Genomic DNA, 13,332 nt, shown 5'->3' on the forward strand with positions numbered 1-13,332 from the left:
GGCCTGCTATATTGTCGGAATGTTTGCCGCCGCAGCGACCGGCAGCTTCGAAATGCTGCTCGTCATGCGTTTTGTCCAAGGTATTGGCGGTGCGGCCGTGCGCATCACCACCATGGCCATGGTGCGCGACTGCTTCGGTGGCCGCGAAATGGCCCGTGTCATGTCCTATGTGATGATCGTCTTTATGATCGTGCCGATCGTTGCCCCATCCGTCGGCCAACTCATCATCCTCTATGCCAACTGGCACTGGATCTTCATCCTGCTCGGCATCATCGCCACCATTCTGTTCGTCTGGGCTCTCCTGAGGCTGAAGGAATCGCTGCCGCCGGAAGAGCGGCTGCCGCTGTCGGTCGCCTCTGTCGTGGATGGCTTCAAGACCGTGCTCACCAACCGCATCACCTGCGGCTACATGATCGGCCTCACCATGTTCACCGGCGTCATCAGCGCCTATGTGATCTCGGTGCAGCAGGTCTTCGGCGAGGTCTACGGCCTTGGCGACTGGCTGCCGATCGCTTTTGCGGCCACCGCTGGCGGCATCGCCGTCGCCAATTTCGCCAACGGCTTCTTCGTGCGCAAATTCGGCATGCGCCGCATCTCGCACGCCGCCCTGCTGATTTTCACGGCGCTATCGGCTGTCGGCTTTTTTTATTCGCTGGCCGGCAAGCCCGATTTCGCCATTGCCTACGGCATCTTCACCATCGTGCTGATGATGTTTGCCCTGATCGCCACCAATTTCACCGCCATCTGCCTCGAGCCAATGGGTAATCTCGCCGGCACGGCGACCGCCATCACCGGCTTCGTTTCGACGACGGCCGGCGCCATCCTCGGCGGCCTGGTCGGCCAGATGTTCAACGGCACGGTGCAGCCCCTCTTCGGCGGCTTCGCGCTCTTCGGCGCGGTGACGATCGCAGCCACCCTTTGGGCGGAAAACGGCAAGCTCTTCACCCACCCCGGCGACAGTCCACAGCTCGATCCGGGTGCTGCGCATTTTTGAATGCGATGAGTACCGGACCCGGACACTTCCGTTTGTTGACAAACGTTCTTCACTCGACGTCATCCTCGGCCTTGTGCCGAGGATCTGCTGCATATCAACGAATTGCAGATGCTCGGGACAAGCCCGAGCATGACGAAAGAGGAGTTGGACAACTGTCTCAGCAAGTCTGAAGCTCACCGGAACGGCGGGTTCAGACCGTGAAGACCTCACGCCGCAGCACGTCCCACGAGGCCTTGTCGGGGGTAATCAGCAGCCCGCCGTCGAGATGATGCGGCAGGTAGGGCGAGCCGTCGAAGCGCGCCGCATAGGCGCCTGCCTCCTGCGAGATCAGCGTGCCGGCAAGGTGATCCCAAGGCATCAGCTTGTTGTACATGAGGTAATGCACATGGCCGCCGGCAAAGGTGCGGTATTCGTGGGCGGCGCAGCGGTAATTCGTAAGGAAGCGCACTTTGGCGAGATTGGCGAGCACTTCGGCCCGCTTCTCCTGCGGCAGGTAGCCTGTCGAGGCCATGCCGACCATATGCTCCAGTCCCACGGGCGCTGCGACCGAGAGCCGCTCGGCGCCGCCATCCGGCCGCCGCAGCCAGGCGCCGCCGCCCTTTTCCGCCATCACCCAGTCGTCGCCCATCGGATCGTAAATGATGCCGGCAACCGTCTCGCCGCCGGAGATGACGGACGCCATGACGCCGAAGGCCGGGATGCCGGAGGCGAAATTGAAGGTGCCGTCGACCGGATCGACGACGATCGCGAGATCGGCATGTTCGAGGCTGCCGAGCAAATCAGGATCGACCGCGACCGATTCTTCGCCAAGGAACAGTGCGCTCGGCCAGAGTTGCGCAGCTTCCGCTTTGATCATCCGTTCCGCCTGCTCATCGGCCTCGGTGACGAGATCGGTCGCCTCGCTCTTGGCGCGCACATCGTGCTGGCCGAGCCGGCGAAAGCGCGGCAGGATCTCCGCCTTCGCCGCGCGGCGCAGCAGATCGGCAAGAACGGTCACGTCGACAGTCGAAGTCATGTCAAATCCTTACGCTTAGGTCTTTCGAGAAGCTTGAATCAGATGCCGACGATCTCGCGCCGAATGAGCTGCCAGCTCTCCTTGTCGGGCGCGGAGATGATACCGCCCACGGTCTCTCCGGGGCGATAGGGCGTGCCGTCGAATTTCGCCGTATGGCCGCCGGCCTCCTGATGCGCGAGTACGCCGGCCAGGTGATCCCAGGGCATCAGTTTCGTATGGCCGATGAAATGCAGCTTGCCGGAGGCAACCATCCAATATTCGTAGGCCGAGCAGTTGAAGGCGAAGGTCATCCGGATCTTTGCCATGTTGGCGCAGATACGCGAGCGATCCGGTTCATCCATATGCCCCCACGACATGCCGCCGACCATCTGGTTCAGGCTAGCAGGCTCCGCCACCTGTAGCTTTGTCGATTGCCCGTCCTGGCGCGTCAGGAAGGTGCCCGCGCCTTTGATCGCGGTCACCGTGTCGCCGAGAACGGGATCATGAATGATGCCGGCGACCGTTTCGCCCCTGACGGTCACCGCCAACATGGTCCCGAAGACAGGAAGCCCGGCGGCGAAATTGAACGTCCCGTCGACAGGGTCGATGACGAAGGCGAGCTCGGCATCGGCAAGGGCCGGTACGACAGACCGGTCGGCGTCATAAGCCTCCTCGCCGACGACGAGTGCTGCGGGAAAGCGCTGTCTCAGCGCCGCGGTGATCCGGTGTTCGGCAAGCACGTCCGCCTGCGTCACCAGATCGATTGCCGAAGTCTTTTCCGAAACATCGGCAGCGCCGAGATTGCGGAAACGCGGCATGATCTCGGCTTGCGCCGCCTCTCTGACGCAATCGCCGAGAAAGAGAATATCCTGGTCTGAAATAATCATGCGAAATCCTGCCTTCATTCAATAGCCAGCCTGCTTACAGCGCCGCGCGTCTTTTTAGACGCGCAAAGGACGCTGTAACACTCTAAATTGCTGCATAATTTTATCCTTCAATCGATTCCGATTTAAGGAATTATGCAGTAGCCGGCCATTCATGAAGGATCGGTGACACCAAGGGTGGAAAAGTCGAAGAGTTTCGGGTCGAGCAGATGCGACGGGTTCACATGCGAAAGCGCCCGCAGCATCGTATCCTTGCGGCCCGGCATCCGCCGCTCGATATCGGCAAGCATATCCTTCATCGCATTGCGCTGCAGCCCGTCCTGCGAGCCGCAGAGATCGCAGGGGATGATCGGAAATTGCATGGCGGCGGCGAATTTCGCGAGGTCGTCTTCGGCGGCATAGGCGAGCGGCCGCAGCACCATCAGGTCGCCCTCGTCGTTCAAAAGCTTGGCCGGCATCGAGGCAAGCCGGCCGCCATGGAAGAAATTCATGAAGAAGGTTTCGAGAATGTCCTCGCGGTGATGGCCGAGCACCAGCGCATCGCAACCCTCTTCCCGCGCGACGCGGTAGAGATTGCCGCGCCGCAGCCGCGAACAGAGCGAACAATAGGTGGCGCCTTCAGGCACTTTCTCCTTCACGATCGAATAGGTGTCGCGATATTCGATCCGGTGGCGGACGCCGATCTTGGTGAGATAGTCCGGCAGCACGTGCTTCGGAAAATTCGGCTGTCCCTGATCGAGATTGCAGGCGATGAGTTCGACCGGCAGCAGGCCGCGCCATTTGAGATCGAGCAGCAGCGCCAGCAGCCCGTAAGAATCCTTGCCACCGGAAAGGCCGACCAGCCAGCGCTTCTGGCCCTTCAGCATGTCGAAATCGTCGAAGGCCTGGCGCACCTGCCGGAGCAGGCGTTTGCGCAGCTTGTTGAAGGAGACCGAGCGCGGTGCATCGGCAAACAGCGCATGGCCGCTGGTGTCGGCTTCGCCGGTTTCCAAATCATCGGCGATCTTGGCTGCGATATTCATTGCTTCGTCCTACAGAAATTCCACATTTGCTCTAGCAGAAACCCGCCTGGTAACACAGCGTCAATCGCCGAAAACCGACCAGCCGGTGCGCGCCGCAAGCATCTCCAATGCCGCAGCGCCGAGCTGTGAATTGCCGACCTTGTTCAGCCCCGGCGACCACACCGCGATGGAGGCTATGCCCGGCGCCACCGCGAAGATGCCGCCGCCGACGCCGCTCTTGCCGGGCAGGCCGACATGATAGGCGAAGTCACCCGAGCCATCGTAATGGCCGCAGGTCAGCATCAGCGCATTGATGCGACGCGCCCGCTTCGGCGAGACCACCGAATGGCCGGTCGTTGGATTACTGCCGCGCGCCGCCAGGAACAGCCCGGCGCGGGCGAGCTGCTCGCAGCTCATCGACAGCGCGCATTGATGGAAATAGACGCCGAGCACATGGTCGACCGGATGGTCGAGATTGCGGTAGGCGCGCATGAAGTTGGCAAGCGCGAAATTGCGGTATCCCGTCTGCGTTTCCGAGCGCGCCACCTTGTCGTCGATGGTGATCGACTCGTCATCGGCGAGATAACGCACGAAGCGCAGCAGCTCGCCGATTGCCTCGCGCGGCGCATGGCCGGCCATGACGACGTCGCTGACGGCGATCGCGCCGGCATTGATGAAGGGGTTGCGGGGGATGCCGCTCTCATGCTCCAACTGGACGATCGAGTTGAAAGCCGATCCCGAGGGTTCGCGCCCGACCCGCTTCCACAGCCCCTCGCCGACCTTGCCGAGCGCCAGCGTCAGCATGAAGACCTTCGATATGCTCTGAATCGAGAAGGCGGTATCGGCATTGCCGACGCGATAGACTTTGCCGTCGACGGTGACGATCGCCATGCCGAACTGCTTCGGGTCGACCTTGGCGAGCTCCGGAATATAGTCCGCCACCTTGCCCTCGCCGATCCGCGGCTGGATATCGGCGTAGATGCTATCGAGGGTCGCCTGCAAATCTGCCATTGCTTCTCTCCAGATCGCAAAAAAGCCGCTCGAAAGAGCGGCTTTCCGTATATCGACGCATGCTGTTGTCTCGCAATCGGTTTCGACTGCGAGACGAATGCATTAACGCGAGTAGAATTCGACGACCAGATGCGGTTCCATGACGACCGGGAACGGAACGTCGCTGAGCGTCGGAACGCGGCCGAAGGTTGCGACCATCTTGTTGTGATCGACTTCGATGTAATCAGGAACGTCGCGCTCTGCGAGGCTGACGGCTTCCAGAACGATCACCAGCTGCTTCGACTTTTCGCGAACTTCGATGACATCGCCGGCCTTGCAACGGTAGGAACCGATGTTGACGCGCACACCGTTGACCGAGACGTGGCCATGGTTGACGAACTGGCGGGCAGCAAAGACCGTCGGAACGAACTTGGCGCGATAGACGATTGCGTCGAGGCGCGATTCCAGCAGGCCGATCAGATTTTCAGAAGTGTCGCCCTTGCGGCGGTCGGCTTCGGCGAAGATCGCGCGGAACTGCTTTTCGCGCAGGTCACCGTAGTAGCCCTTGAGCTTCTGCTTGGCGCGCAACTGCACACCGAAGTCCGAAAGCTTGCCCTTGCGGCGCTGGCCGTGCTGGCCCGGGCCGTATTCGCGGCGGTTTACCGGGGACTTCGGACGGCCCCAGATGTTTTCGCCCATACGGCGGTCAATTTTGTACTTGGACGATTCGCGCTTGCTCATCGTATTTCCTTTCAAAGGTTTATGACGGCTTGTTGCCAAACCGCACGAAGGAAACACGCCCTCCTCTGGTCTTTTCCGAGACCTGACAGGATGTTCCGGTTAGCGAACAGGAACGATCCACGGGACATGTCAAATGAAACACCGGGCATTGCTGCCCGGTGCTTGCGGCGGTCTTTAGAGGGCCGTCATGAAATTGTCAACAGCGGCAAAGCTCGAAAGCACCACTATTCCGCCGCCAGCCGTGGGTCCCCGCCAGCATCAGGTGCGTTGGCGTCGCCCGGCGCCGTCTGGCAGTCCATATCAGGGAAAGCGACGATACGCTTGCCGGAAAAATCGGCGTGCACGACGATGATGCCCTGCTCCTCGAAATAGCCGAGCAGGCGCCGCGCACGGCGGGCGGAATGGGTGCCATAGGCACGGGCGATGCGGGCGTCCGACGGGCACGGCTCGCCGCAGACGGCGGCCTTGGCGAGCATCAGGAAGACGCCCTGCAGGTCGTCGGTGACACCTGAAGACAGCGACAGCGCCGTCGCCCAGGCATCGGTTGCGGCCGTTGCCGCATCGACGCCGGAGCGCGAGATCGCCACGCGCCGGCGGAAATCCGGCAGCGCGATCGGCGGTCCCGGCACGCGACGCATGCGCAGCCTTACCAGAAAGTCCTGGTAGAGCACCGAATCGGTGCGGAAGGCGGATGCCGGATCGTCCAGTATCTCGGCCAGCACACCGGCAAGGCGCTCCTCCCGCTCCTCGGCGGAGACTTCCACCTGGCTCGCCCTCGCCTCCGCAGGTACGGCCGATGCAGCCGGCGTTGAGCGCGAGAGTTCGGCCAGAATATCGGTCGTCGGCCGTGGCGCCGGCGGGGCGCGGCGCACCAGCGGGCGTTGGAATTCCTCCGGATCGGGCGTGAAGATCAGGTCTTCGACATCCTGCGGCGCATCCGGCAGCGGCATCAGTTTCGGGCTGGAGGAGCGCGCCGAGGTCTCCACCGCGCCGATCTGGATCGGCAGCGGCCGGCGCGACAGCGCGGGTCCGAGAGCGACGAAATTGCCGCGCTTCAGGTCGCGGAACATCTCGGCCTGGCGCCGGTCCATACCGAGCAGGTCGGCGGCGCGCGCCATGTCGATATCGAGGAAGGTGCGGCCCATCAGGAAGTTCGAGGCCTCAGCCGCAACGTTCTTGGCGAGCTTGGCAAGCCGCTGCGTCGCGATCACGCCGGCAAGGCCGCGCTTGCGGCCGCGGCACATCAGATTGGTCATCGCGCCGAGCGACATCTTGCGCGCATCTTCCGAGACATCGCCACCGACCGACGGCGCAAACATCTGCGCCTCGTCGACCACGACGAGAACCGGATACCAGTATTCGCGATCGGCATCGAACATGCCGTTGAGGAAGGCGGCGGCGGCGCGCATCTGGTCTTCGAGATCGAGGCCTTCGAGCGTCAGCACGCAGGAAACGCGATGCTGACGGATGCGGTTGGCAATGCCCGCCAACTCCGCCTCTGTGCGCTCACCGTCGACGACGACGTGGCCGAACCTGTCGCTGAGCGTGACGAAATCACCCTCGGGATCGATGATGACCTGCTGCACCCATTGCGCCGATTGCTCGAGCAGACGGCGCAGAAGATGCGATTTTCCGGAGCCGGAATTGCCCTGCACGAGCAGACGTGTCGCCAGCAGCTCCTCGATATCGAGCGTCGCCGGAGCGCCGGACGCCAATCCCATATCGATGCCAACCTGCACGTCCAATTCCCCTTACAAATTCCCGGCCCGTCTCTAGATCAGGATGATTTTAGGCCCGATCGGCCTAAAACCTGTTTCCTGATCTACATCAAAGAAATAGAGCATGATGTCGTCCGAAAACCGCGTACACTTTTCGGCATCATGCTCTAGCAGATTCGCAGGCACCGTTGTCGTCAAACCTTTAAGAACCCACAGGAAAGCCAGCCCTGGGAAATAAGGCTTCACACCGCCTCGCGCTCGACGAGGTCCCCCGCCATGTCCGTCTGCGTCGGAATTAGCAAACGTGTGCAGAGCAGGCTGACGAAAAGCGGTACCAGCAAGACCGCAAGCCCCGCGCGCAAGCCCAAGAGTTCGCCGAGAAAGCCGATGATCGGCGGCCCGATGAGAAAACCGGTCAGGGCTGCGAAAGAGAGCGTCGCAACGCTTGAAGCGGGCGGGCGGTCAGTCAGCGAAGCGACGGCCGTCACCGCAAGCGGAAACCCGACCGAGACGCCGACACCGACTGCGGCAAAGCCGAGGAGCGCAAGCGGCGTCGCCGGTGCAAGGAGAACGACGAGCATGCCGGCAAGCGAGGCGATGCCGCAGCCACGGGCGATGGCAACCGCGCCGAAACGGCCTTTCATGTAATCACCGCTGAAGCGCCCCGCCGCAACCATGAAAGCGAAAACCGAATAACCGAGGCCGGTTTGCGCGCCTTCTGCATTCATGACATCGCGGAGGTAGACCGCCGACCAATCGGCGATCGCACCTTCGGTCATCGTCACGCCGAAGACGAAGGCGCAGATCCCGAGCAGAGCAAGACTGGGCAGCTTGAAACCGGTCATTGCCTGCGAATTCTCCGCATGGTGACTTTCCGACAATTTCGGCAGGCGCAGGCTGGCAATCAGCGCAGCCGGCAGGATGACGATCGCCGTGATCAGGATCGACCAGTGCGGCGAAAGCCCGATGGCTATGGCACCAACGCCGATCAGGCTGCCGACCATGATGCCGAAACTCCAGAAGCCGTGGCAGCGGCTCATGATGATCAGCCCGGTCGCCTTCTCCGTCACATCGGCCTCGACATTCATGCCGAGTTCCACCGTCGAAAGCGCGACCCCAACGACAATCAAGGCGAAGAATAGAAGCATGACCCTGGGCGCGAAGGCTGGAAGCGAAACCACGGCAAGAAAGAAGATGAAACCATAGATGATCGTCATGCGCCCGCCGATGCGCGAGACGAGGCGGCCGGCAAACGGCAGGGTGATCAGCGTGCCGATCGGCAATCCCAGAAGTGCGATGGCGAGATCGGCGGTGCCGAGTTCAAGCTTCGCCTGGATATCAGGAATGCGCGGCAACCAGGCGCCAAAGGCTATCGGCTGCAGAAAGAAGATCAGCATGACAAGTCTTTGCAGCGGCACGGCGCATCCCTTTATGTCTTGAGCGGCAAACACCCGCCCGCGATTCCCCACAGAGATGTTGCGCGATGACATCGGTGAAATAAAGCGCGCAGTGCCTTATCGCGTGCTGAGACCGAAACCCTGCATCAGCCGGCGCGTCGCAAAGTCGGGATTGCCGGATGTAAAGACGGCAAAGTCGAAATTATCGGGGTGAACGGCGTCGGCGATCTGCGGAACGAGTGTGCGCGCCCGCCGGGCAATGGCTTCTGCCGGATCCAGCCAGTCCACCGGCCAAGGCGCCAGTCTGCGGAATAGATTGGCCATGAAGGGATAATGCGTGCAGGCGAGCACGACGATATCGGTCTTTCGTCCGTCCTTTTCGACGAAGCATTGGTCGATCTCGGTCAGCACCGCCTCATCGGAGACGGCGTCGCCGCGAATATAGGCCTCCGCCATGCGCGCAAGGTTCTCCGAGCCGACGAGGCGGACATGGCATTGCTGGGCGAAGGACTGGATGAGATCGCGCGTATAAGCGCGCTTGACCGTGCCCGGCGTCGCGAGCACCGAGACCAGGCCGGACCGCGTGCGCTCCGCTGCCGGCTTGATCGCCGGCACGGTGCCGACGAAGGTCATTTGCGGAAAGGCGGCGCGCAGATCGGCACCAACAAGCGTGAAGGCGGTGTTGCAGGCGATGATGCAGACTTCGGGGTCGTGCGCCGCGAGCAGCCGGCCGAAAAGCCCGATGATCCGTTCCTTCAGCGCCTGCTCCTCCCACCCGCCATAGGGGAAACCGGCATCGTCGGCGACATAGATGAAACCGCGTTCCGGCATCAGCACGCGCGCCTCGCGCAGGACGGTCAGCCCGCCAATGCCGGAATCGAAGACGAGGACGGGTTTCAGCTCATGCGTCGGCGCTGTCATCTGGCGGTGTTTCCTTGGTCGCGGTCGGGAACCGGCCGCCGCGCGGGCTCTTGCGCGAGAAGCGGTCGAGGGAAGAGATGACGCCGCGCAACACGCTGATTTCCTGCTCCGTGAAAGCCCGGCGGGATAAGACAGCGCGCAGATTGTCGACCATTTTCGGCTTTTTCCCGGCAGGATGGAAATAACCCCGCGCATCGAGCGCATCTTCCAGCTGGTCGAACAGACCGAATAGCTGTTCCTTGGTCGAAGGTGTCTGCCCCATCGCCTGGAAGGGCACGGCGCCGAGATCCTCCATGCCGGATTTCATCCATTCATAGGACATCAGCAACACCGCCTGGGCGATGTTCAGCGAAGCAAAGGCCGGATTGACGGGAAAGGTGACGATCTCGTCGGCAAGCGCCACCTCCTCGTTGGTCAGCCCCCAGCGCTCGCGCCCGAAGAGGATGCCGGTGCGTTCGCCGGCGCGAAACCTCGCGCGGAGCGTCTCGGCGGCAATGACTGGCGAGCGCACCGGCTTGTAGCCGTCGCGCTCGCGTGCCGTCGTCGCATAGACGAAATTGAGGTCGGCAACCGCCTGCTCCAGCGTATCGTAGACCTTGGTTGCCTCGATGACGTGATCGGCCTTGGAGGCGGTCGCCAGTGCCTTCTCGTTCGGCCAGCCGTCGCGCGGATTGACGAGGCGCAGTTCAGCAAGACCGAAATTCGCCATGGCACGCGCCACCATGCCGATATTCTCGCCCATCTGCGGCTCGACCAGAATGATCGCCGGCCCTTCGGCCAGAAGTTGACGCTCGCTGTTCGTGCCTGCCATGACCTTATCCCTGTTTCGAGCGCGCAATAACCTCGCCCGGTGCAAACGGCAAGACGTCAGCCTGCGGATAGAGCCTTTCCAGCGCCGAACCGATCATTTCGAGCCCCAGTCTCGCGCCCTCGCGCGACAGCGGCAGGTGCCGCCCTGTCGTCCGCGACGCCTTGCGCTCGATGAAGAAACAGGTCGAGCCGCGCGGGGCCGCATCATTCATCAGCACCAGATCCGACGCGATCAGCCTCTTCAGCTCGTCGGCCTCGGCCGGCGCTGTGGAACTCTTCGCCAGGATCCGCGCCCAATAGGTGCAGGAGAGGAAGATCGCCAGCGTCTGGCGGATCTGGCCCGGCCGCGTCACCACCGACCAGGACGAGCCGAGCGGCCGCGCCGCCACCGTTACGTCGCGGTAGCAGGCGTCGATCTTCTGCGACAGCGCAATCAGCGCAAAACCGCTCTTGCCATCGCCGATCGCGCTCAACAACTCGTCCAGCGCCTGAAACCAGCGGGCGAGTGCTGTATCAAGTGCGCCGCGCGTGCGAGCCGGAAAGACCAGGAAGGCAACCGCCGTTCCGGCCACCGCGCCGATCAAGGTCTCCCCGATGCGCAGTTGCAGAAGATCAAGCGTCAGCACCCCAGTCATGCCGTAGACCAGGCAGAGCACGATCGAGATGAAGAAGGTCATCGTCGCGTAGGAGACCTGCAGGAAATAGAAAGCGAGGAAGATGCAGATGCCGGCGACCGGAATGGCGATGTCAGGCTCACCCGAAATCAGCGTTGCCAGCACGAGACCGATGGCGATCCCGAACACCGTGCCGAGCGAGCGCGACAGCGCCTTCATCGCCGTGTCGCCGCGCGAATTGGTGTTGGTGAAGACCAGGAAGGCGGCAAGCACCGCCCAGAACCAGCGGTCGCGCGACAGAAGCAGGCCGAAGCCCATGGCAAGCGCCGAGGCGAGCGTGATCTGCAGCGCCGAGCGCAACAGCGGATTGGCGAATGAAAAGTCGATCTTCTCGGGCTGTGCCGTGTCCTTGACGGCATCGATGCCGGCAAAGCCGGAAGCCTGCCCCTCGCCAATCGCCTGCGTCAATTGCTGCCGCGCCTCGCCGAGCCAGAGCAGCGCCCGCACGGTTTCGCCTTGCGGCTCGTCTTTGATGGCTTCCGCCATGGCACTATAGGGTGCAAGTTGGGTTGCATCCGCCTCGATCACCGCATGGACGAGTGCGAAGGGCGGCGGGCTCTGGAAGCTCAGCACAATCGCGCTCTCGGCGGCAAGATGCGCATCGAAGAGCCGGATCGCCAGCTCTGCGGCAGGATCGGCGGCGGCATCGAAAACCCCGCCGGCCGGGCGTGGAATGAAGGTTTCGGCCATCAGCACCACATCCTTCAGCCGGTCTTCCAACTGGCGCAGCTCCTGCCGGTCGGCTTCGCCGATCTCGGCGCCGCCGGCAAGGGCGGCGAGCTTGAAAAGGATCTGGTTGATTCGGCCGCGCACGCTTTCGAGCGAGCGCAGCAGGTCGCGCCGCCAGTCGTCCGGCAGGAGCACGGCTCTCACCAGGTGGCCAACGAGCACCGAGACGACGGGGCCGATCGCCACATCAGGCAGCTCGGCAAGAAAAGGCCGGAAATAGGACCCCATGAAATAGGAGGTGAAGGCGAACATGCCGATTGCAAAACCGCGCGGCCCGAACACGCGGCCCGCCGATGCAAGCGCGATCACCACCAGGAAGACGAGATCGGAGAGAAAACGCCGTTCCTCGAGGCCCGCCGCGATGGCGACGACGCCAAGGCTTGCGACGCAACCGAAAAGCCGCGTCACCAGCTGTCGCGTATTGCCCTTGTCGCGAACAGCCACCCCGCCCTCGATCGACAGCACGATGCCGAGACCGAAGGCCGCCGTCGGCAGCGGCACGATCAACTTCTGGATGGCGAACAGGATGGCGAAGGAGAGGACGATCGTCAGCGTCACCCGCGAAGCCATGCGCAGGCGCGAAAGCGCCGGATCGTTGGCAAGCAGCCAGTCGCGGAACTGAAAACCGGAAAACAAGTGCAAGAGCCCCTCGTGCTGCCCAGGGATCGACAGATACCGCCGCGAGAGCGGAAATCAAACCGCCCGAGATCGAATCCCGATGCTCGCGAATGTCGCGCGCCTATCGGCCCTTGGCAATCAGCGCCATCGTCGCCTTCAGGGAATCGCGCGCCTGCGTTTCGATATTCTCGGTGACGATATCGTCAATGACGGGCTTGCCGCCTTCTTCGACCACCTCGAAATGAACGGTCGTATAGTCCTTGGCATCGGGCGCATCCGAGCAGGCGGATTTTCGGAAGCGCACGGTCACCTCGGCCACGCCGTCGACCACAGGCGCTGCCACCATCGTCAGATCCTCCAGCGGGCAGGCATCCTGGCCGTTGACGATGACGTCGTAGTCGAAGGGCGAAATGCCGTCGTCGTCGACGGCGGGAAACTGCGCCGCCGCCTGGTATTTCGCGACGAAATCGCGGCTGTAGAGTTGGTCAAGCCGGCTCGCGTCGAAGATGTCGATCCAGTCGCTGTTATTGTCGGCCCAGTTGCTCCTGGTCGCGTCCATGATCTCTTTGACTGGAGCGGTCGCATCAGCGGCATAGCCGGTATCTGAAAAGGCGATAAGGCATGCGATAACAACGGCGATTGTCTTCATGGTCGAATGTCCGGGGCGGCAGATCGAGGCGGACACTAGCCAATTTCCGGCGCTTGGCAATGGCGGCAAAAACGCATTGTCGAACCCCTTGCAGCTTTGCGTTCTGGGTTCACAATGCTATAGCGCTCCGGATCATATCACCCACCCGGGACGCCCGTCCCCATTGAAGCTCGAACGAGGCAGATACATGAACAAGATCAAGGTCGCCAATC

13 protein-coding genes are annotated in these 13,332 nt (G+C 62.3%); 2 read left to right on the forward strand and 11 right to left on the reverse strand.

Annotated features, from left to right (window positions below; genetic code table 11):
• Positions 1-994, forward strand: a 994-nt coding sequence (locus tag FY112_RS29790; RefSeq protein WP_246700781.1) for an MFS transporter, incomplete at its 5' end; no start/stop codon positions are given.
• Positions 995-1,184: 190 nt separating this feature from the next.
• Here FY112_RS29790 and FY112_RS29795 read toward each other — a convergent pair.
• The 11 genes from FY112_RS29795 to FY112_RS29850 form a co-directional block, all read right to left on the reverse strand.
• Positions 1,185-2,009: an inositol monophosphatase family protein gene (locus FY112_RS29795; protein ID WP_132609253.1), complete on the reverse strand. Its 825-nt coding sequence runs from the start codon at positions 2,007-2,009 to the stop codon at positions 1,185-1,187.
• 38 nt (positions 2,010-2,047) lie between these two features.
• On the reverse strand, positions 2,048-2,875 hold the full coding sequence (locus FY112_RS29800; RefSeq protein ID WP_151519958.1) for an inositol monophosphatase: 828 nt from the start codon (positions 2,873-2,875) through the stop codon (positions 2,048-2,050).
• Positions 2,876-3,024: 149 nt separating this feature from the next.
• Positions 3,025-3,894, reverse strand: a complete 870-nt coding sequence (gene ttcA, locus FY112_RS29805; protein ID WP_065280116.1) for a tRNA 2-thiocytidine(32) synthetase TtcA — start codon at positions 3,892-3,894, stop codon at positions 3,025-3,027.
• Positions 3,895-3,954: 60 nt separating this feature from the next.
• Positions 3,955-4,884 (reverse strand): glutaminase, encoded by a 930-nt coding sequence (locus tag FY112_RS29810; protein WP_012757644.1) that lies wholly within the window; start codon positions 4,882-4,884, stop codon positions 3,955-3,957.
• Between the two features lie 102 nt (positions 4,885-4,986).
• Positions 4,987-5,604, reverse strand: a complete 618-nt coding sequence (rpsD, locus tag FY112_RS29815; RefSeq protein WP_003540107.1) for a 30S ribosomal protein S4 — start codon at positions 5,602-5,604, stop codon at positions 4,987-4,989.
• A gap of 224 nt (positions 5,605-5,828) precedes the next feature.
• Complete coding sequence (locus FY112_RS29820) at positions 5,829-7,343, reverse strand: ATP-binding protein (protein ID WP_012757646.1); 1,515 nt, start codon at positions 7,341-7,343, stop codon at positions 5,829-5,831.
• Positions 7,344-7,564: 221 nt separating this feature from the next.
• Entirely contained in the window at positions 7,565-8,812 is a 1,248-nt protein-coding gene (locus FY112_RS29830; RefSeq protein ID WP_181018301.1) for an MFS transporter, read from the reverse strand.
• Positions 8,813-8,836: 24 nt separating this feature from the next.
• On the reverse strand, positions 8,837-9,640 hold the full coding sequence (gene murI / locus FY112_RS29835) for a glutamate racemase (protein ID WP_151519960.1): 804 nt from the start codon (positions 9,638-9,640) through the stop codon (positions 8,837-8,839).
• On the reverse strand, positions 9,621-10,451 hold the full coding sequence (locus FY112_RS29840; RefSeq protein ID WP_017960657.1) for an RNA methyltransferase: 831 nt from the start codon (positions 10,449-10,451) through the stop codon (positions 9,621-9,623). Before FY112_RS29840 ends, murI begins: the two co-directional genes overlap by 20 nt.
• Before the next feature lie 4 nt (positions 10,452-10,455).
• Positions 10,456-12,495 carry an FUSC family protein gene (locus tag FY112_RS29845; protein WP_151519961.1) on the reverse strand — a complete coding sequence of 680 codons (2,040 nt, stop codon included), beginning with the start codon at positions 12,493-12,495 and terminating at the stop codon, positions 10,456-10,458.
• 97 nt (positions 12,496-12,592) lie between these two features.
• A complete protein-coding gene (locus FY112_RS29850) occupies positions 12,593-13,120 on the reverse strand; it encodes a hypothetical protein (protein ID WP_026158705.1) in 528 nt (175 codons plus the stop codon).
• Here FY112_RS29850 and FY112_RS37225 point away from each other — a divergent pair.
• A partial coding sequence (locus FY112_RS37225) for a hypothetical protein (protein WP_210384813.1) occupies positions 13,119-13,332 on the forward strand: 214 nt, incomplete at its 3' end. The two genes, FY112_RS29850 and FY112_RS37225, sit on opposite strands and share 2 nt — an antisense overlap.

The sequence above is a fragment of the Rhizobium sp. PEPV16 genome, assembly GCF_008919455.1.
Taxonomy (GTDB): Bacteria; Pseudomonadota; Alphaproteobacteria; order Rhizobiales; family Rhizobiaceae; genus Rhizobium; species Rhizobium leguminosarum_Q.